General features: G+C 66.3%; 19 protein-coding genes and 2 pseudogenes. 7 read left to right on the top strand and 14 right to left on the bottom strand.

The features are described 5' to 3' along the window. The first annotated feature begins 14 nt into the window (after positions 1-14). Complete coding sequence (locus tag ACFQE0_RS13665; RefSeq protein ID WP_378970442.1) at positions 15-869, top strand: 3'-5' exonuclease; 855 nt, start codon at positions 15-17, stop codon at positions 867-869. A 2-nt stretch (positions 870-871) separates the two neighbouring features. Here ACFQE0_RS13665 and ACFQE0_RS13660 read toward each other — a convergent pair whose 3' ends face one another. The 3 genes and pseudogenes from ACFQE0_RS13660 to ACFQE0_RS13650 form a co-directional block, all read right to left on the bottom strand. Then, positions 872-1921 carry a GntG family PLP-dependent aldolase gene (locus tag ACFQE0_RS13660; RefSeq protein ID WP_378970439.1) on the bottom strand — a complete coding sequence of 350 codons (1050 nt, stop codon included), beginning with the start codon at positions 1919-1921 and terminating at the stop codon, positions 872-874. Continuing rightward, a complete protein-coding gene (locus tag ACFQE0_RS13655) occupies positions 1918-2337 on the bottom strand; it encodes a type 2 periplasmic-binding domain-containing protein (RefSeq protein ID WP_378975747.1) in 420 nt (139 codons plus the stop codon). The genes ACFQE0_RS13660 and ACFQE0_RS13655 overlap by 4 nt, the downstream gene beginning before the upstream one ends. A 92-nt stretch (positions 2338-2429) precedes the next feature. Further along, positions 2430-2831 (bottom strand): annotated as a pseudogene (locus ACFQE0_RS13650) (transporter substrate-binding domain-containing protein); the annotation flags it as partial. 152 nt (positions 2832-2983) lie between these two features. Here ACFQE0_RS13650 and ACFQE0_RS13645 point away from each other — a divergent pair. Next, positions 2984-3910, top strand: coding sequence for a LysR substrate-binding domain-containing protein (locus tag ACFQE0_RS13645; protein WP_378970437.1), 927 nt, complete (start codon positions 2984-2986; stop codon positions 3908-3910). Positions 3911-3912: 2 nt separating this feature from the next. Here the strand turns inward: ACFQE0_RS13645 and ACFQE0_RS13640 are convergent, their stop codons facing one another. Further along, positions 3913-6111, bottom strand: coding sequence for an FAD-dependent oxidoreductase (locus tag ACFQE0_RS13640; protein WP_378970435.1), 2199 nt, complete (start codon positions 6109-6111; stop codon positions 3913-3915). A gap of 115 nt (positions 6112-6226) precedes the next feature. Here ACFQE0_RS13640 and ACFQE0_RS13635 point away from each other — a divergent pair, with 115 nt between their 5' ends. Next, positions 6227-7006 (top strand): EAL domain-containing protein, encoded by a 780-nt coding sequence (locus tag ACFQE0_RS13635; RefSeq protein ID WP_378970432.1) that lies wholly within the window; start codon positions 6227-6229, stop codon positions 7004-7006. Positions 7007-7048: 42 nt separating this feature from the next. On the opposite strand, the gene ACFQE0_RS13630 is transcribed toward ACFQE0_RS13635, so the two are convergent. From ACFQE0_RS13630 to ACFQE0_RS13620, 3 genes are all read right to left on the bottom strand, one after another. Beyond that, positions 7049-7549 carry a DUF2059 domain-containing protein gene (locus tag ACFQE0_RS13630; protein WP_378970430.1) on the bottom strand — a complete coding sequence of 167 codons (501 nt, stop codon included), beginning with the start codon at positions 7547-7549 and terminating at the stop codon, positions 7049-7051. 116 nt (positions 7550-7665) lie between these two features. Next, entirely contained in the window at positions 7666-8874 is a 1209-nt protein-coding gene (locus tag ACFQE0_RS13625) for an acetyl-CoA C-acetyltransferase (protein WP_378970428.1), read from the bottom strand. A 69-nt stretch (positions 8875-8943) separates the two neighbouring features. Continuing rightward, a complete protein-coding gene (locus ACFQE0_RS13620) occupies positions 8944-9723 on the bottom strand; it encodes an HpcH/HpaI aldolase family protein (RefSeq protein WP_378970426.1) in 780 nt (259 codons plus the stop codon). Positions 9724-10005: 282 nt separating this feature from the next. Here ACFQE0_RS13620 and tolQ point away from each other — a divergent pair, with 282 nt between their 5' ends. Genes tolQ through tolB form a run of 4 tightly spaced genes read left to right on the top strand, consistent with a single transcriptional unit; the run spans position 10006 to position 13973 of the window. Continuing rightward, positions 10006-10725: a protein TolQ gene (gene tolQ, locus ACFQE0_RS13615; protein ID WP_378970423.1), complete on the top strand. Its 720-nt coding sequence runs from the start codon at positions 10006-10008 to the stop codon at positions 10723-10725. Positions 10726-10737: 12 nt separating this feature from the next. After that, positions 10738-11184: an ExbD/TolR family protein gene (locus ACFQE0_RS13610; protein WP_378970421.1), complete on the top strand. Its 447-nt coding sequence runs from the start codon at positions 10738-10740 to the stop codon at positions 11182-11184. A gap of 19 nt (positions 11185-11203) precedes the next feature. Next, on the top strand, positions 11204-12574 hold the full coding sequence (gene tolA, locus ACFQE0_RS13605) for a cell envelope integrity protein TolA (protein WP_378975476.1): 1371 nt from the start codon (positions 11204-11206) through the stop codon (positions 12572-12574). A gap of 55 nt (positions 12575-12629) precedes the next feature. Then, positions 12630-13973, top strand: coding sequence for a Tol-Pal system beta propeller repeat protein TolB (tolB, locus tag ACFQE0_RS13600; RefSeq protein ID WP_378970418.1), 1344 nt, complete (start codon positions 12630-12632; stop codon positions 13971-13973). A gap of 4 nt (positions 13974-13977) precedes the next feature. Here the strand turns inward: tolB and ACFQE0_RS13595 are convergent, their stop codons facing one another. The 7 genes and pseudogenes from ACFQE0_RS13595 to secA form a co-directional block, all read right to left on the bottom strand. Then, on the bottom strand, positions 13978-15210 hold the full coding sequence (locus ACFQE0_RS13595) for an MFS transporter (protein ID WP_378970415.1): 1233 nt from the start codon (positions 15208-15210) through the stop codon (positions 13978-13980). 47 nt (positions 15211-15257) lie between these two features. Further along, positions 15258-17786: a sensor histidine kinase gene (locus ACFQE0_RS13590; RefSeq protein WP_378970412.1), complete on the bottom strand. Its 2529-nt coding sequence runs from the start codon at positions 17784-17786 to the stop codon at positions 15258-15260. A gap of 297 nt (positions 17787-18083) precedes the next feature. After that, positions 18084-19483: pseudogene (ahcY, locus tag ACFQE0_RS13585) on the bottom strand (adenosylhomocysteinase). Positions 19484-19591: 108 nt separating this feature from the next. Beyond that, positions 19592-20008: a CsbD family protein gene (locus ACFQE0_RS13580; RefSeq protein WP_378970410.1), complete on the bottom strand. Its 417-nt coding sequence runs from the start codon at positions 20006-20008 to the stop codon at positions 19592-19594. Positions 20009-20133: 125 nt separating this feature from the next. Then, entirely contained in the window at positions 20134-22083 is a 1950-nt protein-coding gene (locus ACFQE0_RS13575) for a potassium transporter Kup (RefSeq protein WP_378970407.1), read from the bottom strand. A gap of 116 nt (positions 22084-22199) precedes the next feature. Then, entirely contained in the window at positions 22200-22868 is a 669-nt protein-coding gene (gene bioD / locus ACFQE0_RS13570; RefSeq protein WP_378970405.1) for a dethiobiotin synthase, read from the bottom strand. Further along, positions 22865-25750 (bottom strand): preprotein translocase subunit SecA, encoded by a 2886-nt coding sequence (secA, locus tag ACFQE0_RS13565; RefSeq protein WP_378970402.1) that lies wholly within the window; start codon positions 25748-25750, stop codon positions 22865-22867. Before secA ends, bioD begins: the two co-directional genes overlap by 4 nt. Between the last annotated feature and the right edge of the window lie 139 nt (positions 25751-25889).

The following is a 25889-nucleotide window of genomic DNA, read 5'->3' as shown; positions in this document are numbered from 1 at the left end:
CGGGAGCCTTCGGCATGATCACCCTCGCCCTCGATTTCGAGACGGCGAACGAGCGGCGCGACAGCGCCTGCGCGGTGGGGCTCGCCTGGATCACGGACGGGCGCGTGGTGCGGCGGGAGAGCCACCTGATCCGCCCGCCGGAGATGCGCTTCTCCCCCGGCAACATACGCGTTCACGGCATCCTGCCCGCGGACGTGGCGAACCGGCCGGGCTTCGCGGAGGTGATGGCGCCCTATCTCGCGGATCTCGCGGGTGGGGTCATCCTCGCTCACAACGCCACCTTCGATATCGGTGTCCTCCGCGCCGGGCTCGGACGCGCCGGGCTTCCCGTTCCGGACCTATCCTATCTCTGCACGGTGCAGGTGGCCCGGCGGGTCTTTCCCGCGCCGGAGGGCTGCGGCCTCGGCAAGGTCGCGAGGCGGCTCGGGATCACGTTCGAACACCACGATGCGGGCGAGGATGCCTATGCCTGCGCACGTATCGCACTGGCCGCCATGGTTGAGACGTCAGCGGGCGACGTCCACGGCCTCGCTGCGGCCATAGGCGTGCCGGTCACGGCGGTACCAGGCGAATCGGCTCGGCCCGCGCCGGGTCGGGGATTGATCAGCGGGCGGGCCATGGCGGGGTTCGCGCCGCCCGCTTCTGCGAGCCTCAGCTTTCAGATGCGCGGCTCCACCGGCAACCGGTACACAGTGACCTTTGAGGAACGCACGAGCGGTGCCGTCCTGCGCTGCACCTGTATGGCGGGTCGATTCGGACAGCGCTGCCGCCATGTGAAGGCGCTGGAAGTCGGCGATATTACTGACCTCCTGTCCGACAACCATTCCGATCTCGCAACCCTCGCCAAGAGGCTCGCCGGGGCGGCATGAGCCTACGCCACCCCGTCCAGGCAGCGCTGAAAGGCGATCAGCGCTCGCGGGATATCGGCGGGTTCGACGTGCCTGTGAGTGACGAGGCGCAGGCGGCTCGTGCCCAGCGGTCGAACGCGAAGACCCGCTGCATCAAGGTCGGCCACCCAACTTTCGGCATCGCGGCCTGTCCGCGAGACGTCGACCTGTACGATGTTGGTCTGCGGCGTCTGTGCCGTGAGGGGAGAGCCAAGGGCCGTGATGCCGTCGGCAAGTTCGCGCGCGCGGGCATGATCCTCGGCGAGTCGCGGCACCATCGTCGTCAGCGCTTCGAGCCCAGCAGCGGCCATGATTCCGACCTGCCGCTGAGTGCCGCCAATCATCTTACGGAGGCGCCGGGCGGAGTCGATCACGCGGGCACTGCCGACCAGCACTGCGCCGACCGGAGCGCTCAGTCCCTTCGACAGGCAGATCGAGATCGTATCGAGCGGCTCGGCGACCACCGCGGGAGCAACGCCGAGATGGATCGCGGCGTTGAACAGCCGGGCACCATCGCAATGCACCGGAATGCCCGCCTTCTGCGCCATGCTGGCGACCGCTGCCATGTGCGAGAGGGACGGGACCAGTCCACCGGCCGCGTTATGGGTCGTCTCCACGGCAACGAGCGCCGTCCGCAGCGGACTGGCGGCTGGGCGCAAGGCATCGTCCAGCCGGTCGAGGTCCAAGGCGCCGTCATCGCCCGGGAGCCCGAGGAAGAAGGCGCCCGTCAATGTCGCCGCCCCCCGCTCGGTGGTGATCATATGGGCCGAGGCTTCGAGCAGGATCTGCTCGCTGCGCTGGACCTGCACCAGGATCGCCAGAAGGTTGGCCATGGTGCAACTCGGCACGAAGAGCGCGGATTCCTTGCGGAGGATGGTCGCTGCCGCCTCTTCGAGTTCATAAGCGGTCGGGTCGTGATCGAGCCCGTCATCGCCGAGCTTCGCGCTGACCATTCGCCCGTACATGGCCGGGGTCGGGCGCGTGAGCGTATCGCTCCGCAGATCGACTCCGTCGGCTCCGTCGAAATCAATCACCGGTAGGCCGCCTCGTCGCCCGAATCGGTGGGATTGGCGAGCGCGCGCTTCAGAACGTCGCTCATCGGCAGCTCCAAATTGATGCCCTTGGGCGGGATGGGCTGCTCGAAATACTTGCGGTAGAGCCCCGCCACGGTGCCGTCCTTGATGAGCTCGACGACGGCCTTATCGACCGCTGCCTTGAAGGCCGGGTCGTCCTTCGGTTCAAGAATGCCGTAGGGCGCGAATTCGAGTCCCTTCGTGCCGATCTTGAAATCCTTCGGCTGCTTGGCCCCCGCGACAGTCGCATGGGCCAGGGCATCGTCGTTCGCCGAGCCCGCGACGCGGCCGGTTTCAAGGAGCAGAAAAGCCTCGGCGGTATCCTTCGCGGGCACGACCTGGATGTCGAGCTTGTCTTGGGCGCTTTCGCGGACCACCACACGCTGGGTTTGCCCCCGGCCTGAGCCGAGATCGACTTGCCCTTGAAGCTTGAAAGGTCGTTGACGTCGACAGCCGAGTCCTTGCGAGCGACCAGCACCACCTGCGTGACGAAGGTCGTCGGGGCGAAGGAAACCAGCTTGTGCCGTTCGGGCAGGTTGGTGGCGGTTCCGCATTCAAGGTCGATCGTGCCGTTGCCGATGAGCGGAATGCGTGTCGCCGACATGACGGCGGTGTAGCGCACCTCGAGGGCTTTCAGCCCGAGATCGTCCTTGAGCTTTTGTGCCACATGCTCGCATATCTCAAGGGTATAGCCGACCGGCTTGGCATTGCCGTCGAGGAAGGCGAAGGGCGGCGAGGCGTCGGGAAAGCCGATGTCGATCTTTCCGGTTTGACGGATCTTGTCGAGTCGTCCGCCGCCTTCCGCCCAGACCGGTTGAGCGATGAGTGATCCGAGCGCACAAGCCGCTGCCGCGGCGACAAGTTTTCTCACCGTTCGACCCCCTCTTGTTCCAGGGCGGCGGGTCTTCGACCTCGAGGCCGGCTCCCTGGAGCTTGACCATTCGATGGTAAGCTGGCTGCAAAACGCGCGTCCAATTCCGATTCACCACGCAGCCATACTGAATTGATATGTCGAGACGGCCGATGAGCTTTCGCCATATCGAGGCGTTTCGCGCCGTGATGGCGACTGGGTCGATGACCGAGGCAAGCCGCAGGCTCCACACCTCACAGCCACAGATCAGCCGCCTGATCGGTCAACTCGAAGGGATTACCGGTCTTCCCCTGTTCGACCGGGGTGGAAGTCGCCTCGTTCCAACGCTCGACGGCACACGTTTCCACGCGGAGGTCGAGCGGGCGTTCGTCGGATTGGCGAGCCTGGAGGTCGCAGCCTCCCGCATCCGGGCCTTCGGTGCGGAGCGGCTCCGTGTGGCAGCCATGCCGCGCCTCGCAGGGGGCCTTCTCGCGCGAGCAGTGGCCCGCTTCCAGCGAGACCATCCAGGCGTCGTAGTCGCGATCCATTCGGGTGACGACGAGGCGGTGAGCGAGTGGATCGCGACGGGATTCTGCGATGCCGCCGTCACGATGGTTTATGGCGAGATCCCGAAGGCCCGGTTCGACCATGTGAAGACGCTCGAATGCGTCGCGGTTCTGCCCCTCGATCATCCCCTGGCGGCGAAGGCTTCACTGAGCCTGGAGGATCTGCGTGGGGAAAACTTCATTGCCTCCTCGCTCGGCAGCGCCCTGCGCGAGCGGATCGACGCGATGCTGGCGCAGGCGGGCGTGGAGGTTTCGGTGATAGCGGAAGCCGGGCTCGGCTCTGCAATCTGCACGCTCGTCGCGGCGGGGCTCGGGGTCAGCGTGATGAATCCGCTGGCGGCCTATGAAGAGGCGTTGGTCTCATCCATCGCGATCCGCCCCATCGCCCCTGCTCTGCCAGTGCATTTCGCACTTCTCTTCCCGCCGGACCATGCGCGAAGCCGTCTGGTACAGGCCTTCAGCGCCTGCGCCCGAACGATCATGCTGGAGCACCTCGAAGGGCTGCCGCAGCAAAAAGACCACGGCAGCACATAGGGTCAGGCCGCCTGCTGGCTTGGGCCGTAGAATGTGCGGCCGCTCTCCGCCATCTCGACGAGGCTATCGGGCACAGCAAAACGCTCGCCATGGCGCGATTCAAGATACCGGGCCAGGGCGACGAATTCGGGTACGCCCATGAAGTCGATGTAGGAGAGCACTCCGCCCGTGAAGGGCGCGAAGCCGAAGCCCAGGATCGAGCCGACATCGGCCTCGCGCGGGTCGGTGACCACGCCCTCGCCGACGGTGCGAGCGGCCTCGACCGCCTGCACCACCAGCAGGCGATGCTTCAACTCCGTGAAGTCGACGTCCTCCGGCGACAGCCGGTTGGGCTGCAACTCGGCAAGGCCGGGCCACAGGCGCTTCGGCGCGCCCTCCGGATAGTCGTAGAACCCCTTGCGGTTCTTCCGCCCAAGCCGCCCGTGCGTCTCGACCATCTCGGTCAGTATCCACGTCTGAGCGGGATCGACTGCATCGGGCCCCACCTGCGCCTCGGTGGCCCTGGCGATCTTCAGGATGAGATCCAACGCCACTTCGTCGTTGAGGGAGAGCGGGCCGACCGGCATCCCCGCTTGGCGCCCGGCGCTCTCGATCATGGCCGGGGGCACGCCCTCGGCAAGCATCTTGTGCCCCTCAAGCAGGTAGGCGCCGACGCAGCGATTGGCGAAGAAGCCGCGCGAGTCGTTGACGACGATCGGCGTCTTCTTGAGCGCGCGGACGAAATCCACGGCCACGGCGATTGCGCGGTCGCCGGTTGCGCCGCCCTTGATGATCTCGACGAGCATCATCTTCTCGACTGGCGAGAAGAAGTGGATGCCGACGAACAGCTCGGGCCGCCGGGAATGCCGCGCCAACCCTGTGATCGGGAGCGTCGAGGTGTTGGAGGCGAAGACCGCGTCCGGGCCGATCACCGCCTCGATCTTGCCGATCACCTCGGCCTTGATCGCGGGATCCTCGAACACCGCTTCGATCACGAGGTCGCAGCCCTCAAGGGCCGCGTAATCGGCGGTCGCGGTGATCCGGGAGAGCAGCGCGTCGCGGTCGGCGGTCTTGGCGCGGCCCTTGTTGATCTGGCCGGTGATGAGGGCGTGGGCGTGCGCCTTGCCCTTTTCGGCCGCCTCCTGGCTCCGGTCGATCAGCACGGTGTCGAAACCGGCCTGCGCGGAGACATAGGCGACGCCCGCGCCCATGAAACCAGCGCCGACGACTCCGACCTTGCGTAGGGTGGCGGGGGGTACATCCTTCGGCCGCCGGGCGCCCTTGTTCAACTCGCCCATGGAGAGGAACAGCGTGCGGATCATCGCCGCCGCCTCCTTGGTGCGGAGGATCTGCGCGAAGTACCGGCTCTCGACCTTGAGGGCGTGATCCATGGGAAGCTGCAGGCCTTCGTAGACCGAGTTCAGGATCGCCTTGGCCGCGGGGTAATTGTCGTGCGTTTCGCGGCGGTAGATCGCGTTGGCGGCGGGCCAGACCTGCATTCCAGCAGGCGAATAGACCTTACCCGAAGGCGCCTTGAACTTCGGCGCGTCCCAGGGCGCTACAGACGATCCACCGTCACGAATCCAGGCCTTTGCCTGCGCGACGATCTCCGCCACAGGGGCCACTGCGTGGATGAGGCCCATTCCCTTGGCCATGGGCGCGCGGATCTGCTCACCCTTGAACAGCATCTGCAAGGCGTCGCCGGTCTGCATCAGCCGGGCGACCCGCTGCGTGCCGCCGCCGCCGGGGAACAACCCGACCTTGATCTCGGGCAGGCCGACTCTGGTATGGGGGGCGTCTGACGCGATCCGATAATGGCAGGACAGCGCAAGCTCGAAGGCCCCGCCCAGGCACAGGCCATGGATCGCCGCCGCGAAGGGCTTGCCGCACGTCTCCAGGCGCCGGAACAGCAGGGTGAGGCGGCGCGATTCCTCGAAGAAGCGGCGCATGGCCGCCTCCTCGCCTTCCTCAGCGCGCAAGCGTTCATACGCGGCGCGCAGGCCCTGAAGCATGGTGAGGTCGGCTCCGCCCGAGAAGTTCTCCTTCCCGGTGGTGATGACACAGCCCTTGATGGCCGGATCGGAGGCTACGGCCTCAACGATCGACGCCAGTTCATCCATCACCGCCTCGGTGATGACGTTCATGGATCGGTTCGGCATATCCCAGATCGCCAGGGCGATACCATCGGCATCTGTTTCGAAGCGAAAGTAATCTGTGTTCATTCTATCGCTCCTGCGCGAGTATCGCCGGGGTAATACGGAAGCTCTGATCTTAATCGACTGGTGACGTTTTGCGGACTAGGCCTAGGGGCGGCGGGGGCTGTCTTTGGAACCGAGTATGGAACGCACCGTCGGATGTGCTGCCTGTAGGGACAGCACGCCTCTTCCCTTCGCCTTCACCATGGCGTTCCAGCCGATCCTCGATCTCTCGACCGCGCGGGTCTGGGGGTATGAGGCGCTCGTGCGCGGCACGAACGGCGAGCCGGCCGGCGCGATCCTCTCCCAGGTCAACGACGAGACACGCTACCGCTTCGACCAAGCGGCGCGGGTGAAGGCCATCGAACTGGCGGGGAAACTGTTCCCGGCGGACGAGGACGTCCGCCTGTCCATCAACTTCATGCCGAACGCGGTCTACGAGCCCCGTGCCTGCATCCGGGCGTCCCTCGAGGCGGCCCAGCGGGTAGGCTTCTCCCATCGCCGCATCATGTTCGAATTCACCGAGAACGAGCGATTCCGGGATATCGAGCACCTGAAACGCATCGTTGCCGCCTACCGGCAGCAGGGCTTCATGACGGCTTTGGACGATTTCGGCGCGGGCTTCGCGGGGCTCAGCCTGCTCGCGAACTTCCAGCCGGACCTGATCAAGATCGACATGGACGTGCTTCGCGGTCTCGACGCCGATGCCCGCCGCCGAAGCATCGTGGCGGGCATCGTGTCCATCGGGCACTCGCTGGGTATCTCGATCCTCGCCGAGGGGATCGAGACAGCGGCGGAACTTGAGACGGTGCGGGGGCTTGGGATCGATCTGGTGCAGGGCTACCATTTCGCCCGTCCCCTCATCGAAGCACTGCCCGTGGTGCCGGGCATGGCGCTGGGTGCCGTCACGCGCGCAGCGTGAAGGTACGCCGGACGCCGCCCGGTCGCCACGCGCTCCGCGCCCTTACTTCTGGGCGGGAGCTGGCGCCGGAACCGGAACGGGCGGCGCGCCGGGGGGCGGGTTCGTGGTGGCCGAAGCGACGGCGAGCATGTTGAGAAGCTTCGTCACCGAGTTTTGCGAGATCGCCGTCACCGACGAGTTCGGATCGGCGTTCATGGTCTGGAACTTCTCGTAGACCGGGTCCGAATAGATCTCATCGAGATGCTTCAGTTCGGTGAGGCTGAACTTCTGAGCGTATTCCTTCGAAAGGCCCTCGACCATCAGGGTACGCTGCTTTTCGAACTCGGCATTCAATTCCTTGCGCACCGACTCGGCACGCTCTTCCGGCATCGAAGCCGTGGTCTTTTCCAGCGCGACGTTGAAGCCGTTCTGAAGGTTTTTGATCAGGGTCTTGTTGACGAGCTTCGTCGCCTCCGTGACCCGGTCGCTCATGTCGTCGGCGTGGGCGGCGAGCGGTGCGGAGAGCGCAACGCCGAGGCAAAGGGTAGCGATCAGGCGGTTCAAAGTCTTTCCTCCCGTTTGGTATCCGTTCCCGGCAGCCGCCTTCGAGGCAGGCCGCCAGGGCGCGCCGCTCGTTTCGGTCGAAAACGATGCAGCCGCAAGTCCTTGACCTGCTGCGTTCAGACGCGCTCGATGATCGTGGCGGTGCCCATCCCGGCGCCGATGCACAGGGTAATGAGGGCGCGCTCGCGGCCGGTGCGCTCAAGTTCGTCCAGGGCGGTGCCGAGGATAATCGCCCCTGTCGCGCCGAGCGGATGGCCCAGCGCGATGGCGCCGCCATTGACGTTGACCCCATCGGGGTCGAGGTCGAACGCTTGGCAGAAACGCAGCACCACGGCGGCGAAGGCCTCGTTCACTTCGATCAGATCGATGTCGTCGAGGGTCAGCCCCGACCGGTGCAACACCTTATGGGTCACATCAACCGGCCCGGTGAGCATGAGCGCCGGATCGGAGCCGATATTCGCGAAGGCGCGGATGCGCGCCCGTGGCCTGAGGCCTGCCGCCTCACCCGCCTCCCGCGAGCCGATCAGCACGGCGGCCGCGCCATCCACGATGCCGGAGGAATTCCCGGCATGATGGACATGGTCCACGAACTCGACATCCGGATGGGCATCGGTCGCGACCGAATCGAACCCGCCCAGCTGGCCCATCTGCACGAAGGACGGCTTCAGGGCGGCGAGGGACTGCATGTCGGTCCCCGGACGCATGTGTTCGTCGTGGTCGAGCAGGGTGATGCCGTTCACGTCGCGCACCGGCACGACGGAGCGGTCGAACAGGCCGTTCTCCCAGGATTGCGCGGCCAAGGCCTGCGAGCGCACGGCGTAGGCGTCGCACTCTTCGCGGGTGAAGCCGTATTTCGTGGCGATGAGATCGGCCGAGATGCCCTGCGGCATGAAGTAGGACTTCACGGCGATGGCCGGATCGACAGGCCACGCCCCGCCTGAGGCGCCGATGCCGATGCGGCTCATGGATTCCACACCGCCGCCCACGGTCATGTGATGCTGGCCGGACATGATCTGAGCGGCAGCGAAGTTCACCGCATCGAGACCGGATGCGCAGAAGCGATTGATCTGAACGCCGGGAACGTGAATGCCGTAATCGGCGACCAGGGCGGCGGCGCGGGCGATGTCGCCCCCCGCTTCGCCCACGGGATCGACGCAGCCGAGGATCACGTCGTCCACCAAGCGCGTATCGAGGCCGTTGCGATCCTTCAGGGCTCGGAGCGCCGTCTCCGCCAGCCGCAGAGCGGTCACCTCATGCAGAGCGCCATCCGCCTTGCCGCGCCCGCGTGGCGTGCGGACGTGGTCGTAGATGAAAGCGTCTGGCATCGGCGTTTCCCTCGGCTCACCCAGCCTTCCGGGGGGATGTACAGGCCCGGACAGGCGCGGGCCAGCCCATCACCCCTTCCGCGCCTCCGCGACCGCCTTCGCGAAGGCGTCCGAGACGAGGAGCCCGTCGTAACCGATGGAGGAGAGCCTGAAGCCCATCTTCAGCATCTCGCTGGCGCGGGCCGCGCCGGCGGCGAAGGCGCAGGGCACCTTGCCCGCTGCCAACGTGACGCGGACGATCTCGCCGAGCGCCTCCGTCACTGCGCTCCCGAGTGGATCGAAGGCGGCCCCATTCGAAAGGGCGATGGATAGATCTCCCGGTCCCACGAGGATCCCATCAATGCCCGGCACGGCGAGGATGTCGGGCAGGTTGGCGATGGCCTCCCGGGTCTCGCACATGGCGATGGTCATGGTCCGCCCGTTGGCCTGGGTCAGGTAATCCTGCGGATTTTCCAGCCCGGAGAACACCATGGCCCGGTCGGGTCCCCAGCTGCGCTGGCCAACCGGCGGGAACTTGGTAGCGGCGGCCAGGGCCTTCGCATCTTCGACGCTGTTGATCATCGGCGCGACGATGCCTGCCGCGCCCGCATCCAGCATCCGTGAGGCCATACGGAAATCGCCCACCGAGATCCGCACGAGACCGGGCTTTCCGGCCAGCGCCAGTTCCGTGAGCCCCGCGACGGAGGTGGTGACGTCGTAAGTGCCGTGCTGCTGATCGAGGAGCACGACATCGAACCCGCTCCGGGCCATCAGCCCCGCCAGCGCGGGATCGGCGAGGCAGGACCAGCCGAGGAGGTAGCTTCCCTCCCCGCGCAGCAGATCAGGCAGGCTCGGGACGGGTGCGTTCACGATGTGATCCTGTTCTTTCTGCGTCGATCGGCAGAATAGGGAGCGCGTTCCGCTCAGGTCCAGCCATCTGTCATCGGGAATCGTCGCAAGATCGCCTGGATCCTAACCGATACTTAACCTTGCTGAGCCCTTAAAATCCGGCGGACGAGACGGACGGTTCCGGTAGGGCGTAGCCCTTACTTTCGACAGAATCGCGGACGATAGCATTGATATCGCTCGCACTTCCGGCAATGGCGGCCCATTCGCGGCCTCGCGCCGGCTCGGAGCAGGAGACTTCGACGGATGAACCCAGCCGACGCGATGCAGGCCGCCGCACCCGTGGCCGACATGAGCCTGCTCGGCTTGTTCCTCCAGGCGCACTTCGTCGTGAAGATCGTGATGGTGGGCCTGCTCAGCGCCTCCGTGTGGTGCTGGTCGATCATCGTCGACAAGACGCTCCTGTTCCGGCGCATCCGCAACGAGATGGACGCGTTCGAGGATGCGTTCTGGTCGGGCCGCTCCCTTGAAGAGCTCTTCCGTTCCTTCAACGACCGTCCGGCCACCGGCCTCGCGGCGGTTTTCGTGGCCGCCATGCGTGAGTGGAAGCGCTCGTTCGAGGGCTCGGGCCGTCAGGTCCAGTCGCTGTCTCAGCGCATCGAGAAGCAGCTCGACGTCACCATCCATCGCGAGGTCGAGCGTCTGGAATCGCGCCTCCTGTTCCTCGCCTCCATCGGCTCGGCAGGTCCGTATATCGGCCTGTTCGGCACGGTGTGGGGCATCATGACCGCCTTCACCTCGATTGCGGCCTCCAAGAATACGTCGCTTGCCGTCGTGGCGCCCGGCATCGCGGAGGCGCTGTTCGCCACCGCCATCGGCCTGTTCGCCGCGATTCCGGCGGTGCTCGCCTATAACAAGCTCCAGGCTGAGGTCGCCAAGGCGCAGTCGCGCCTGGAAGGCTTCGCCGACGAGTTCTCCGCGATCCTGTCGCGGCAGATCGACGAGCGCCTGTCGCTGGCCGCCTGAGGAGACTGACCGATGGCCATGGCGGCAGGGGCTGGGCAAGGTGGGGCGAAGCGGCGGCGCAGGCGCGGCCGTCGCGGTGGCGCCATCAACGAGATCAACATGACGCCGTTCATCGACGTCGTGCTGGTGCTGCTGATCATCTTCATGGTCGCGGCGCCGATGATGACGGTCGGCGTGCCGCTCGACCTGCCGCAATCCAAGGCTTCGCCCCTCAACTCGGATGTGAAGCCGATCACCCTGTCGATCCGCCAGACCGGGCAGATCTTCCTGGGCGAGGACGAGCTGACCGACGATTCCATCGTGGCCAAGCTGACGGCTGCCGCCAAGAATGGCACCGAGGACCGCGTCTTCGTGCGCGGCGACAAGCGGGTCGATTACGGACGCGTCGCCCAGGTGATGGCCATCGTGACGGGCGGCGGCTTCCGCCACGTCGCGCTCGTCACCGAGCCCGAACACTAGGAGCGACGCTATCTTGGCGATCTCCTTGCCGACCTTCGACCGCCGGGAGCCCGGCGTCTGGATCTCTGCCGGGACCCATGTGGTCCTGCTCGGCCTCGCGCTGGTCACCGTGTCCGCCCCTGCCCTCCCCGAGGCGCAGGAAGGCGTGCCTGTGGAGGTGATTACCGAAAATCAGTTCTCCGAGATCACCAAGGGTGAGCGTCAGGCCGACAAGCCGATGCCGAACCCTCAGAGCCGCGCCGACCGGCAGGCCGAGAAGATCGAGGAGCGCGAGCCGGAGAATTCCAAGACCGACGCTCCCACGCCGCCCAAGCGCCCCGCCGAGATGAAGGTCGCCAACGCGGACGAGATGCCGCTGCGCACCGATCCGGACGAGGCCGAGACCGCCAAGGCAGCCAAGGCCGCCGAGGAGAAGCGCGAGGCCGAGAAAGCCGCGAAGGCTGCCGCCGACAAAGCGGCTGCGGAGAAAGCCGCCGCCGCCGAGAAGGCTGCTGCCGCAAAGGCTGTAGCGGAGAGCAAGGCGAAGGCTGAGGCTGCGGCTGCAGCCAAGGCCGCGCAGGCCAAGGCCGAGGCTGAGAAGCGCGAACAACTCGACAAGCTGATCGAGCGCCAGGAAGCGGAAGCTGCCGCCCAGGCGAAGGCCGAAGCCGCCAAGAAGGCTGCCGAGGCCAAGGCTGCCGCCGAAGCGAAGGCTGCGGAAGCCAAGGCGAAGGCCGAGGCCGCCAAGGAAGCTGCGAAGAAGGCGGCCGACGCGAAGGCCAAGGCTGAGGCCGAAGCCGAGCGCCAGAAGGAAATCGCCGAAGCGAAGGCCGAGGCTGAACGCGAGAAGGCGGAAGCCGCGGCTGCGGCCAAGGCCGAGGCAGCCGCCAAGGCGAAAGCCAAGGCCATGGCCGATGCGAAGGCAAAGTCGGACGCGGAGGCCAAGGCGCGCAAGCAGGCTGAACTGGCCGAGAAGTTCAACGCGGGCGATATCCGCTCGGTGCTCAATTCAAAGGCGCAGTCGCAATCGACGGGCGCAACGGGTCATCAGGTGCAGAAGGTCGCCGCTCTGGGTGCCGCCGCGGGCTCGGCGCAGCGCCTGTCGCCTTCGCTGCGCGACGCGCTGGTCGGCATGCTTCAGCAGCAGATCGAGCGGTGCTATTCGGCTCCGCCCGGCGCTGCTCAGGGCGTGGTGCTTCCGGTGCTCGATATCCGCCTGAACCCGGATGGGTCGCTCAGCACCGAGCCGCGCATCATGCGTGGCGGCGCGAGCGCGGTGGACCAGTCCATCGCCCAGGCTGCGCTTCGCGCGGTGAGGCGGTGCGCGCCGTATCACATACCGGCCACCTATGCGCCGTATTACAACGACTGGAAGGCGATCAACGCGGAGTTCGAGTTCACGGCGACGTAACGCCGGGCACCGCTCCCTCGCCGCCCGTTCCCCTGTCAGCACGACGACCGAGACGATGACCGACAGCTCGATCCGCCGGCACCGCAACGCGCTGCCTGCCCACCTCCTGGCTCTTCTGGCGTTCGCTGCCGTGGCCCTTGGCTTCGCCGGTCCCGCGCAGGCGCAACTTCAGCTGCGGATCGGCGGCGGCAGCTTCCAGCCCATGCCGATCGCCGTCACGGAGTTCGGCGGCGATCCGAGCCTCGGCGGCCTCGTCAGCGGCGTGGTGACGAACAACCTGCGCCGCTCGGGCTATTTCGCGCCCCTCGACCGCGCGCGCTTCCCCGAAAACCCGTCCTTCGACGCTGCCCCGAACTTCGAGAAGTGGCGGGCAACGGGCGTGCAGGGCCTCGTTACCGGCCGCGTCGTGCGTGATGGCGGCGGTCGGCTGAAGGTCGAGTTCCGCCTCTGGGACGTGACCTCCGGCCAGCAGATGATCGGCCAGCAATACGCCACCGATCCGGCCAATGCCCGCCGCACGGGCCATCTCGTATCGGATCAGGTCTACACCAAGATCACCGGCCTCGGCCCTTGGTTCGACAGCCGCATCGCCTTCGTGGACGAGACCGGCCCGAAGGAAAACCGCCGCAAGCGGCTGATGGTGATGGATCAGGACGGCGCCAATGTCCGCGCCATCACCACGGGTGAGATGTCCATCGTCGCTCCGCGCTATTCGCCGAGCAGCCAGGAGATCGCCTTCATGGCGCAGGCGAGCGGCCACCAGCCGCGTGTGCAGGTGATCAACCTCGAAACCGGTTCCCGGCAGGCTTTCGGCTCCGTCGATTCGATGAGCGCCAGCCCGCGCTTCTCCCCCGATGGCCGGCGCCTCGTGATGAGCGTGCAGCAGGGCGGTAACGCCGACATCGTGACCATGGACCTCGCGTCGAAGGCGCAGAAGCCGATCACCAGCGGCCTCGCCATCGACACCTCGCCGACCTACTCGCCAGATGGCAGCCAGATCGCGTTCGAATCCGATCGCGGCGGCTCGCAGCAGGTCTACGTGATGGGCGCGGACGGCTCGAACCCGCACCGCGTCACCTTCGGCGGCGGCTCGGCCTCGCAGCCCGCTTGGTCGCCGCGCGGCGATCTCATCGCCTATACCCGTCAGCGCAACGGCGGTTTCGCCATCTGCGTCGCCAAGCCCGACGGCACCGGCGAGCGCGTGCTCACCGAGGGGTTCCACAACGAGAGCCCATCCTTCTCGCCGAATGGGCAGTATGTCGTGTTCTTCCGTGATCCGGGCGGCCAGGGTGGCGGCAAGCTGTTCATGGTCGACATCACCGGCAAGGTCGAGCAGCCGGTGCCGACGCCGAGCTACGCGTCGGACCCCACGTGGTCGCCGCTCCTGGCGGGCCGCTGAGGGCTCACTTCTGAACGAGGAGATGGTCGCGGTCCCGGAGCGCCGGGAACAGACGACCCCAGAGCACGGCGATGGCGATCGTCGCCGCGCCTCCCAACACGACGGCGGGCACCGCGCCCAAGGCGGCGGCGAGCAGTCCCGATTCGAACTCACCGAGTTCGTTCGAGGCCCCGATGAAGACGGTGTTCACTGCCGCGACCCGGCCACGCATTTCGTCCGGCGTCTCGCCCTGCACGAAGCTCTGCCGCACGTAGACCGAGATCATGTCGGCGGCTCCCGTGACGAACAGGCATGCCATCGACAGGGGCAGCGAGGTTGAGAGGCCGAAGGCCAGGGTGGCGAGGCCGAACACCATCACTGCCCGCAGCATGCGAATGCCCGCGTGGCGGCGTAGCGGGTAGGTTGCGAGGAATAGGGCCATCGTCACGGCGCCCGCAGCGGGCATGCTGCGCAACAGCCCGAGGCCGAGCGGCCCGACATGAAGCACGCTCGCCGCGTAGATCGGCAGCAGTGCTGTCGCGCCGCCGAACAGCACGGCGAACAGGTCCAGGCTGATTGCTCCCAGCACCACCGGCTGAGATCGGATGTAGCCGATCCCCGCGAGCAGGGTCGCCCAGGTGACCGCAGGCCGTTCCGTGACCGGCGCCGGGCGGTGCCGAATGAGCGCGATGCTCACGCTCGCCAGGGCGAAGCTCGTGCCCGCCGCCGCGAAGACCACCTTGGGGCCGAGCGCATAGAGCAACCCGCCGAGGGCGGGCCCCATCACCGAAGCCGTCTGCCAGAGGGACGCATTCCAGGCGATGGCCGAACCGAACAGCGTCGCCGGCACAAGGGTCGGCAGCAGGGCCTGCAAGGCGGGGTTCGCGAAGGCGCGCGCGGTCCCGACGATGACGACCAGAGCATAGACCGGCCAGATCGCCGTGGCACCGCTCAGCGCGTAAGCGAGAAGTCCGAAGCTCGCCACGGATTGCACGGCGAAGGCGAGCGAGCCCACGATGCGCCGCTCATAGACGTCGGCCACGTGGCCGCTCACCAGCGCGCTGAGCATGGCGGGCAGGAAGCCTGCGAGGCCGACGAGACCTAGCGCCAGGGCCGAGTGGGTCAGTTCGTAGACGAACCACCCGATCGCCACGGCCTGCATTTGGTAGGCGAGTCCCGTCAGGAACCTTGCGCCGCCGAAGAGCCGGAAATCGCCATTCGCGAAGACGGCCCAGCCCGAACCCGTTGTCTTGACCATCCGCCTCCGTGAGGCGCCGCCCCGCCGGGGTCAAGCGTGGCGGGCGATCACGCGATGGAGAGGCGTGACAGATCGGGGCGCGGCGGCGGCTTGTTCGCGTTGCGCGGCGTCGGATGAGGCTCTTCCGGCGGGTTGAGGGGAAAGAAGCAGGTGACGCAGGTGCCGAGACCCGGCTCGCTTTCCAGCTCGACCCGTCCGCCATGCAACTCCACGAATGAGCGGACGATGGACAGGCCGAGGCCCACGCCCCGGTGACGCGTGCCGCGCGTGCGGCTTTCGAACCGGTTGAAGACGAGGTCCTTCATCTCCTTCGTCATGCCCACACCGTGGTCGCGGACGCTGAGGACGAGATCGCGGTTCGTGCGTCGCGCGGTGATCTCCACCTGTTGGCCGGGCTCGGAGAAGCCCACGGCATTCGAGAGCAGATTGAAGAGGATCTGGCGAATCCGCTTCCCATCCGCCGGGACGCTGCCGACATCGTCGGCCACATCGACGGACAGGGCGATACGCGCCTCGGCCAGACGGTCCTCGACCCCGCGGACGGCCGCCTCGACGGTGGCCTGAACGTTCACGTCCTCGCGCTGAAGTTCCAGGGACCCGGCATCGATCGAGGCGAGATCGAGAATGTCGTTGATCATCACCAGCAGCGCGCCGGATGAGCGCATGATGTGATCGGCATATTCGCGCTGGCGGGTGTTGAGCGCCCCTACCGTCTCGTCACCCAGCAGCTGTGTGAAGCCGATGATGTTCGTAAGCGGCGAGCGTAGCTCGTAGGACACGTGATGGACGAAGGTGTCGCGCAGTTCGGCGGCCTTCTCCAGGGCTTCGTTCCGCTCGGTCAGCATCCGCTCGACGTTCACACTCGGTGTCACGTCGATCAGCGTCAGCAGGGTCGCACCCTCGGGCAGGGGTTGCGTTGCGCAATCGAGGACCATGCCGTCGACCATTTCGATCCGGCGGGCCAGCGCAGTGCGGGCTTCGAGGCCCACCACCGCGTCGCGGATGTCGAGCCACTGATCCTCTGCCGGGGCGAGGCTCTTGCAGCGCAGGATTACTGAATCGACGTGCGGCCGTGCGTCGATCATCTCCGGATCGAGGCGCCAGATCGTCGTGAAGGCACGGTTGGCGAGGTGCAGCCGTCCATCGGCGCCGAACACGGCCACCGGTTCGGCCAGGGTATCGAGGGTCTCGGCCTGAAGGCGGCGGAGGGCATTGTAGCGCGATTCGGCGTTGAGCCGGTCCGATACGTCCTCGAACAGATAGGTCAGGCCGCCCTGCGGGTTCGGATCGGCTACGACGCGCAGCGTCCGGCCATCCGGGAGATACCACCACGCCTGGTTGGCCTCGGCCGCGCGATAGGCGCCCAGCACGCTGTGTTTCCACGTGCGGAAATCGGCATGCTCCTCGAGTTTGCGCTGCGAGCGCAGCAGATCGAGGATCTCACCGTCCGAGGGGCGGCTATCGAGGAAGTCCTGATCGAGATCCCACAACGCCCGGTAGGCGGCATTGTGGAAGATCAGCCGCTGGCCCACGTCGAACATCGCCACGGCGGTGGGCAATTGGTCGAGGGTGCGGGCGTTGGCATTCATCTGCTGCTGCAGGTCCGCGCGGACGCTCTCCAACTCCGACACGTCCACGGCGATGCCGACCCGGCCGCCATCGACGCTCGTCTCGTAAATGTCGAGGACGCGGCGTTGGCCCGCCATGACGGCCGAGACACGGGGAGCCCTCCGACCGGGACCGGCGGCTTCCTCGCGGGCGATGGTTTCCCGCGCGGGACGGTCTAGCAATTCGATCCCCGCGTCGATCACCGCCTCGCGGCTCGGTGCTTCGAGAGCGGCGACGTAGGCGGCGTTCACCCAGGCGAGACTGCCATCGCGGCTGCGCCGCCAGACCGGTTGCGGAATCGCATCGAGAAGCCCCGCCAAGGCGGTGAGTCCGCGCCGCGTTTCATCAAGGGTGATCCGCAGTTCCGCGATCTCCCGACGCTCGGATGTGGTCTCCCGCAACCGCAGCAGGGCACGGCCCGCTACCGTCCGCCCCTGGGCGTCGACGTTGTGACCCGTCTGGGTCCGCAGATCGATGGCGAAGCCGGTGCCACGGGTCAGGAGCGTGTCGAGGGCGGCTTCGACCGCCTGCGCGTCGGCAGGCATCAGCCACGCGCCGAAGGCGAGGACACGACGGGCCGAATCCGTCACGGCCCGCTCGCCACCGAGGGCGATGCCGACATCGCCCTCGATCACGGGCTCGCCGTTCTCGTTCCAGGTGATGATGACCTGCCGGTCAGTGCTCAGCAGCATCTCGGCGCGATCATGGGCACCGCGCAGCAGGTTGAGTGCAGCGACGAGATCCTGCTCCCGCCGGTTCCAGCGCGCGCGCTCATAGAGATAGAGCAGCGCAAGGATCACCGCGAAGGCGACGAGCCCGCCGAACACCGCGAGGCCGGCGACGCCGTGCATCTCCCGGGGGCTGTGAGCCGCCGGGTTATCCTGCATTTCCGCCAAGGCCGCGCTCGCCGCGAACAGCGCGAGAATCCCCACGCCGACCTGCAGCCGAGCCGCACGTCCGACCCGCATCCGCCTTGCCCCCAAAAGCTATCATTGCCGCCGGCGTGCGCCCGTGCGGCACGGAACGCACCCTGTCACGGATGCCCTCTTACGGGGCGGCCGCGCTACGCCAGTCACTGAGTCGGGCGCACCTTAGCGTGGGGGGGATTCAGGCCGGAAGGAGAACGAAGCGTGGCCGTGCGCGATGCGGGTAAATCGCTCGTTAACGACACACAGAAGACACACCCGCCTGTGTCGAATTGGCCTTGACAAACGAAGGGCCCGGCGAAGCACGCCGGGCCCGATAGTGTGTAGTGCGCAACCGTTCTAGTAGCGGTAGTGCTCGGGCTTGAACGGACCGTTTTCCTTCACGCCGATATACGCGGCCTGATCCGGGCGAAGCTTCGAAAGAGTCGCGCCGACCTTCGCGAGGTGCAGGGCGGCGACCTTCTCATCGAGCGCCTTCGGCAGGGTGTAGACCTGCTTCTCGTACTTGCCCGGGTTGGTCCAGAGCCGATCTGGGCCAGCGTCTGGTTGGTGAATGAGGCCGACATCACGAAGGACGGGTGGCCCGTCGCGTTGCCGAGGTTCACGAGGCGACCCTCCGAGAGGAGGATGATGCGGTGGCCGTCGGCGAACTCGATCTCGTCGACCTGCGGCTTGATGTTGTTCCACTTCAGGTTCTTCAGGCCGGCGACCTGAATCTCGTTATCGAAGTGGCCGATGTTGCAGACGATCGCCCGGTCCTTCATCGCCCGCATGTGGTCGAGGGTGATGATATCACGGTTGCCGGTGGCGGTGACGAAGATGTCGGCGCGCGGAGCGGCGTCTTCCATCGTCACGACCTCGTAGCCCTCCATCGCGGCCTGGAGCGCACAGATCGGATCGATCTCCGAGACCATGACGCGGCAGCCGGCGTTGCGGAGCGAAGCGGCCGAGCCCTTGCCCACGTCGCCGAAGCCCGCAACCATGGCGACCTTGCCGGCCATCATGACGTCGGTGCCGCGCCGGATACCGTCGACCAGCGACTCCTTACAGCCGTAGAGGTTGTCGAACTTCGACTTGGTGACCGAGTCGTTCACGTTGATCGCCGGGAAGAGCAGCTTGCCCTCCTTGGCGAGGATGTAGAGGCGGTGCACGCCCGTGGTCGTCTCCTCGGAGACGCCCTTGATCGAGTCGGCGAGACCGGCGAACCAGCCCTTCGGCTTCTCGGTGAGCTTCTTCTTCAGCAGGGCGAAGAAGATCTCTTCCTCCTCGGAGCCCGGGTTGTCGAGGAAGGCGGTGTCGCCGTTCTCGGCGCGCAGGCCGAGATGAACGAACATCGTGGCGTCGCCGCCGTCGTCCAGGATCATGTTCGGCATGCCGCCGTCATGCCAGTCGAACAGGCGGGAGGTGTAGTCCCAGTACTCTTCCAGCGTCTCGCCCTTCACGGCGAAGACCGGGATGCCGGCAGCGGCGATCGCAGCGGCAGCGTGGTCCTGGGTCGAATAGATGTTGCAGGACACCCAGCGGATGTCGGCGCCGAGAGACTTCAGCGTCTCGATCAGCACCGCCGTCTGGATGGTCATGTGCAGGGAGCCGGCGATCTTGGCGCCCTTCAGCGGCTGCTTCGCGCCGTATTCCTCCCGAACGGACATCAGGCCGGGCATCTCGGTCTCGGCGATCGAGATTTCCTTCCGGCCGTAATCGGCCAGCCCGATATCCTTGACGATGTAGTCCTTGGCCATGCGGCTCTCCTCACTCGCGTTGCGATCCGGCCGGTGGCCTATCACTTCGCGAGCGAGGAAGCAATCAAGACATAAAGATGTCTTTATGCGTTTGGGCGGCTACCCGTCTTAACGGCTCGGGCGGGCGAGCCAGCCGATACCGAAGGCCACGGCCGCCACCAGGGCGAGCGTCGTGCCACGGTTGTCGTCGGCCCGGCGGGCCAGGTGGCGCCCGTGATGGACAGCGCGCGAGCGGATATTGCGGCTGCGCTGAACCGCCTCGTCGGCGAAGGCTTCACCGCGCGAGTAGGCTTCCTCGGCGAAGGCACGGGCGCGATCACGCCCTTCCTCGTAGAGATGCTCGCCGTCGCGGCGCAGATCTTCACCCGTCTCGCGGGCGCGGCCATAGGCGTACTGGGCGGCACCGGCAACCTGATCCACCGCACCGTCGAATTGACGGCCCGGATTGCCGCGCAGGGCGCCGGTTGCGGTCTTCACCCGGCCGCGCAGATGGCGAACCCCGCCTTCCAGACGATCGCTGTTCATCGAAATCCCTCCGTTCGTCCGGCCCCGGCGAGGCATCCCCCGAATGGGGACGCTGCGGAGCCGCTTGGCTCTTCAGGCGAGTCGAACGATGAGAGACGGCCTAGGTTCCGTTCCTGTACGGCGTGTCAGATCTCGATTTCGGTGCCGACTTCGACGACTTGGCGAGTCGGGACACCGAAGAAAGCGCCTGTTCTCTCGGCATTTCGCTGCATGAATGCGAACAGACTTTCCCGCCAAGCAGCCATTCCACGGCTGTCGTTTTTTGGGATCACAGTCTCGTGACCGATAAAGACAGTCACATCCTCTACGCATTGCTGCGGAAGTTCGCCTTTCCGGACCGCGCAGGCGATCCCTTCCGGGATCGATGCATCTTCCATGAAGCCGTAGCGTAGAATGACGCGGTAGAAGTTTGGTGCGAGCTCGATGACGCGTGCCCGCTCGTCGAGGGGCACGCTCGGTGTCTCCTCGTAGAAGGCAGTGACGATCAACACGCGCTCGTGCAGGGCGTGGCTGCGCTCCACGAAGCGCGACAGGTGCAGCGGGATTCCGTGAAGCGCGGAAGACAGAAAGGCTGCCGTGCCGGGTAGCCTGAGAAGCCGTTGATGGCTCAGCTCCTCAAGGAAGGCGTCCTCCGGCTGGCGCATGGCGGTGCGCGCCTCCTCCACCAGCGTGTTTCCCTTCCGCCACGTGAGCATCATCATCGCGACGAAGCCCGCGAGCACCAGGGGAAACCAGCCGCCTTCCAGAATCTTCACGCTGTTGGCGCCGAGGAAGACGAGATCGATGGCGAGGAAGAAGCCGTTGACCGCCAGGACGGCGATAGGGTTGTAGCCCCATTTAAGGGCAATGAGCGCGGCGAGCAGGGTCGTGATCGCCATGAGCATCGACACCGCGATGCCGTAGGCGCCCGCGAGCGCATCGGACGATTCGAACACGACGACCGCCACCAGAGTGGCGATGGCGAGGAGCCAGTTCACGGCCGGGACGTAGATCTGGCCGCGCTCCTCGTGCGCGGTCTGGACGATCCGCATGGCGGGTAGGAAGCCGAGCTGGATCGCCTGTTGCGTCAGCGAGAACACGCCGGAGATGATCGCTTGCGAGGCGATGATCGTCGCGAGCGTCGCGAGGCCGACGAGGGGGATATGCGCCCAGTCAGGCGCGAGGCGAAAGAACGGGTTTTCCAGCGCGTCGGGTTCGGAGAGAAGCAGGGCGCCCTGCCCGAAATAGTTGAGCACCAGAGCGGGAAGCACCAAGGCGAACCACGCCACGCGGATCGGCCGGGCGCCGAAATGGCCAAGATCGGCATACATCGCCTCCCCGCCCGTAACGGCCAGAAAGGCCGCCCCCAGCATGGCGAAGCTGATGCCCCAGCCCGCATGGACGAGGAATTCGACCGCCTTCAGTGGGTTGAGCCCCGCCAGGATCTCGGGGTTGTGCAGGATCGCGCCGATGCCGAGCCATGCCAGGGTCGCGAACCACAGCAGCATGACGGGGCCGAAGATCCGCCCGATCCTCGCCACGCCCTGGAACTGCACGGCGAACAGCCCCACGAGGATCACGAGGGTGATCGGCACCACGTAGCGCCCGAGCGAAGGCGCATCGACCTTCAACCCCTCCACCGCCGAAAGGACGGAGATGGCGGGGGTGATCGCACCATCCCCATAAAGCAAAGCCGCGCCGAGGAGGCCGACCACCAGCAAAAGCGCCTTCGCCGTTCCCGGCTTGGCCTGACGCGCGCCGAGCAAGGCCAGCATGGCGACGATCCCGCCCTCCCCGCGATTGTCCGCCCGCAGGATCAGGATCGCGTATTTGAGCGAGACGACGAGGATCAATGCCCAGAAGATCAGGGACACCGCGCCCGTGACGGCGAGAGGCGTGGCCGTCCCTCCACCCGCTGCCTTCACCGCTTCCTTGTAGGCGTAGAGTGGGCTGGTGCCGATGTCGCCGTAGACGACGCCGAGCGCCCCGAGCAGCAGAGCTGGGCTGAGGCGCCCGCGCTTCTGTTCGGCTGGCTCTGCTGAGGCCGTGTCGCTGACCGGGGCGAGAGAGTGGCTCAACGTTCCTCCGGGGGACATGCACGGAGGCCGTGTGCCTCTGCGCACATCAGCTAAGCGTTGGATCGTCACCGTCCAGCGACGCTCGCGCACCGCCGTGACACTTATTGGTGAATGGCTGCTCGCTGCTGGCGGGATCAGAGAAGATCGGCGAGGGCGTCCGGTGCCGGTTCGCCGCGTTTCATGCAGAAGACGGGGCAGGACACGCGTCGACGAATCTCGGCGGCCACAGTTTGCGGGGGTGTCGGCGCGCCTTCGCTTTCGCTGACGACGACCGCCTTCACCACCTGACCGCGCAGACGCAATACCTCGGCGGCCGTAAGGGCGTGGCTGATCGACCCCAGATAACTGCCGGACACCAGCACCACAGGAATTGCCAGGGCCTCGATCCAGTCGAGCCCCGTGGCCTCCTCCGTGATCGGGCTCATCAGCCCGCCGACGCCCTCGATCACGATGGGATGAGGCGATGACGCGACGCGGCTGCGGCACCATCCGACGATCTCATCCAGATGAAGCGAGTAGCCCTCGATCGCGGCGGCCTGATTGGGCGCAAGCGGTGCAGCGAAGCGCCAGGGCGAACAGGCCGCAACCGCGTCCTCGGTGACAGCCAGGCCCTGCGCGTCGAGCAGCCTGGCCGTGTCGCTCTCTCCGAAGGCCGGATGAGTGACCGGAGCAACGCCGCTCGCCAGTGGCTTGAGGGCGAGGACCGGGCCGCGTTCGCGAAGGCGGCGCGTAAGCGCCGCCGTCACGTAGGTCTTGCCGATCTCGGTTCCCGCTCCGGCAACGAAGAGGGAGCGGGAGCTCACGCCGCGAAGCTGCCGTGGCAGTGCTTGTACTTCTTGCCGGAGCCGCAGGGGCACGGCTCGTTACGCGCGACGCGACCCCAGGTCGACTCGTCGTTCGGGTCACGCTCCAACACGGCGGTGTCGGCCGAGAGTGCCTGCGCGGCATAGCCGTAGGCCGGTCCGCCGCCACCATCGCTGCCGCTGCCGCGAGCGTAATCCATCTCATTCTCGCCGGTCACGGGATCGAGGTGCTGGGCGAACATCGGAGGCAGGCTGGGGTTCTCCATGGGCGGAGCCTCGTCCTGCTGGAACATCACCTCGATGCGAGAGAGCTGGCCCGTCACCTGCTCGCGCAGGGAGGCAACGAGGCTGTTGAACAGCTCGAACGCCTCGGACTTGTACTCGTTCAGCGGGTCGCGCTGGGCGATGCCGCGCCAGCCTACCACCTGCCGCAGGTGATCCAGCGTCACGAGATGCTCGCGCCAGAGATGGTCGAGGCTCTGCAGCAGGACCTGCTTCTCGATGTAGGCCGAGACCTCGGCGCCGTTTTTCTCGACGCGCTCATGATAGGCTTGATCGGCCAGTTTCATCAGGCGTTCGCGGATTTCCTCATCCGCAATTCCCTCTTCCTTCACCCAATCCTCGGCGGGGATATCGAGGTTGAGGCTCTGCTTCACTGCCTCGCGGAGGCCCTCGGCGTCCCATTGCTCGGCATAGGTATCCGGCGGGATGTGACGCGTGACGATGTCGTCCACCACGCCTTCGCGCATGTCGTCCACGGTCTCGCGGACGCTGTCCTGACCCATGAAGTCGCGGCGCTGCTCGAACACGACCTTGCGCTGGTCGTTCATGACGTTGTCGTACTTAAGCACGTTCTTGCGCATGTCGAAGTTGCGCGCTTCGACCTTCTGCTGCGCCTTCTCGATCGCCCGGTTGATCCAGGGGTGGATGATCGCCTCGCCCTGCTCCAAACCGAGCTTCTGCAGCATCCCGTCCATGCGGTCGGACCCGAAGATCCGCATCAGGTCATCCTTGAGGGACAGGTAGAATTTCGAGCGGCCGGGATCGCCCTGACGGCCCGAGCGGCCGCGGAGCTGGTTGTCGATGCGCCGCGATTCGTGGCGCTCCGTACCGATGATGTAGAGACCGCCGGGCAGCGCCTTCTTGCGGCCCGCCGCCGGGTCAGCCGGCTCGCCGGACGCGAGAACCTTGGCGCGGTTCTCGGCAATCTCCGCCTTGATCGCCTCAATGGCGGCGTCGCGCTCCGGCCCCTCGGGCACGTTCGCCAGTTCCTTTTCGACCCGCATCTCGACGTTGCCGCCGAGTTTGATGTCGGTGCCGCGACCGGCCATGTTAGTGGCGATGGTGATGGCGCCCGGCACGCCGGCCTCGGCGACAATATACGCCTCCTGCTCGTGGAAGCGGGCATTAAGCACGGCGAAGCGCTTGGTCACGCGGCCCTCGCGGGCGGCCTTGTAGACGTCGGTCAGCGCGTTCGGGTCGGAATAGTCGAGCGGGGTGTAGCCCGCCTTCACCAGCATGTCGGCGAGGTATTCCGACTTCTCGATCGACCCCGTGCCGACCAGGATCGGCTGATGACGCGCATGCGCCTTGGCGATTTCCTGGATAATTGCCTGATATTTTTCCTCGACGGTCCGATAGACCTCGTCGTCCTCGTCGACGCGCTCGATCTCCTTGTTGGTCGGGATGTCGACCACGTCGAGCTTGTAGATCTCGGCGAACTCGTCCGCCTCGGTCGAGGCCGTGCCGGTCATGCCGGCGAGCTTCTTGTACAGGCGGAAGTAGTTCTGGAAGGTAATCGAGGCGAGTGTCTGGTTCTCGGGCTGGATCGTCACGCGTTCCTTCGCCTCGAGCGCCTGGTGGAGGCCTTCCGAGTAGCGGCGGCCCTGCATCATGCGGCCGGTGAACTCGTCGATGATCACGACTTCGTCGTTGCGGACGATGTAGTCCTTGTCGCGCGTGAACAGGGTGTGGGCGCGCAGTGCCTGGTTCACGTGGTGAACGATGGTGACGTTGTGGGCGTCGTAGAGGTCGCCCTCTTTCAAAATGCCCGCCGCGCGCAGCGCATCCTCTAGGAATTCGTTGCCCTCTTCGGTCAGCGAGACGGTGCGCTGCTTCTCGTCCAGATCGTAATGCGCTGGCTCCAGCAGCGGCATCACGCCGTCGACGGCCATGTAGAGTTCCGAGCGGTCGTCCACCGGGCCGGAGATGATGAGCGGCGTGCGCGCCTCGTCGATGAGGATCGAGTCGACCTCGTCCACGATCGCGTAATTGTGGCCGCGCTGCGCGAGCTGCGCGATCTCGTACTTCATATTGTCGCGCAGGTAGTCGAACCCGAACTCGTTGTTCGTGCCGTAGGTGATGTCGCAGGCGTAGGACGCCTTGCGCTGCTCATCGTCCAGCCCGTGCACGATGGTGCCGACGGTGAGGCCGAGGAAGCGGTAGACCCGACCCATCCACTCCGCGTCGCGGCTGGCGAGGTAGTCGTTCACGGTGATGACGTGGACGCCCTTGCCCTCGAGGGCGTTCAGATAGACCGGCGCGGTGGCGACGAGGGTCTTACCCTCACCGGTCTTCATCTCGGAGATGCCGCCTTCGTGAAGCACCATGCCGCCGATGAGCTGCACGTCGAAGTGGCGCTGGCCCAGCACGCGCTTGGCCGCCTCGCGGACGGTGGCGAAGGCGGGGACGAGGATGTCATCCAGGCTCTTGCCCGCCGCGAGTTCGGCCTTGAGCATGTCGGTACGGGCGCGAAGCTGGTCGTCGCTCAGCGCCGCGATCTCGGGCTCCAGGGCGTTGATCTGAGCGACGCGGGGGCGGTAGCCCTTCACGCGGCGGTCGTTTGAGGAGCCGAAAATCTTCTTGGCGAGCGAGCCGAGCATCGTAAACCTGCGGACGGGCGTGCCCGCCGACGGACGTGACGTCGCGGGCCGGCCTGGGCGGAATGGGGCGGCTTATAGAGGTAAACATCGCCCCGTGCACCTGAAAGAGCCGGAGCCCCGAATGGTTGCGATTTACGGC

The sequence above is a fragment of the Methylobacterium komagatae genome (assembly GCF_042661665.1).
In the GTDB taxonomy this organism is placed as follows: domain Bacteria; phylum Pseudomonadota; class Alphaproteobacteria; order Rhizobiales; family Beijerinckiaceae; genus Methylobacterium; species Methylobacterium komagatae.
Note: the sequence above shows the minus strand (reverse complement) of the source record. Positions and strands in the feature narration are given on the sequence as shown.

Coding starts and splice junctions, on each gene's coding strand:
- ACFQE0_RS13610 (WP_378970421.1), top strand. CDS start 10,738: ATGGCCATGGCGGCAGGGGCTGGGCAAGGTGGGGCGAAGCGGCGGCGC.
- ACFQE0_RS13595 (WP_378970415.1), bottom strand. CDS start 15,210: ATGGTCAAGACAACGGGTTCGGGCTGGGCCGTCTTCGCGAATGGCGAT.
- secA (WP_378970402.1), bottom strand. CDS start 25,750: ATGCTCGGCTCGCTCGCCAAGAAGATTTTCGGCTCCTCAAACGACCGC.
- tolQ (WP_378970423.1), top strand. CDS start 10,006: ATGAACCCAGCCGACGCGATGCAGGCCGCCGCACCCGTGGCCGACATG.
- ACFQE0_RS13640 (WP_378970435.1), bottom strand. CDS start 6,111: ATGAACACAGATTACTTTCGCTTCGAAACAGATGCCGATGGTATCGCC.
- ACFQE0_RS13635 (WP_378970432.1), top strand. CDS start 6,227: ATGGAACGCACCGTCGGATGTGCTGCCTGTAGGGACAGCACGCCTCTT.
- tolB (WP_378970418.1), top strand. CDS start 12,630: ATGACCGACAGCTCGATCCGCCGGCACCGCAACGCGCTGCCTGCCCAC.
- ACFQE0_RS13625 (WP_378970428.1), bottom strand. CDS start 8,874: ATGCCAGACGCTTTCATCTACGACCACGTCCGCACGCCACGCGGGCGC.
- ACFQE0_RS13665 (WP_378970442.1), top strand. CDS start 15: ATGATCACCCTCGCCCTCGATTTCGAGACGGCGAACGAGCGGCGCGAC.
- ACFQE0_RS13580 (WP_378970410.1), bottom strand. CDS start 20,008: ATGAACAGCGATCGTCTGGAAGGCGGGGTTCGCCATCTGCGCGGCCGG.
- ACFQE0_RS13590 (WP_378970412.1), bottom strand. CDS start 17,786: ATGCGGGTCGGACGTGCGGCTCGGCTGCAGGTCGGCGTGGGGATTCTC.
- ACFQE0_RS13645 (WP_378970437.1), top strand. CDS start 2,984: ATGAGCTTTCGCCATATCGAGGCGTTTCGCGCCGTGATGGCGACTGGG.
- ACFQE0_RS13575 (WP_378970407.1), bottom strand. CDS start 22,083: ATGTCCCCCGGAGGAACGTTGAGCCACTCTCTCGCCCCGGTCAGCGAC.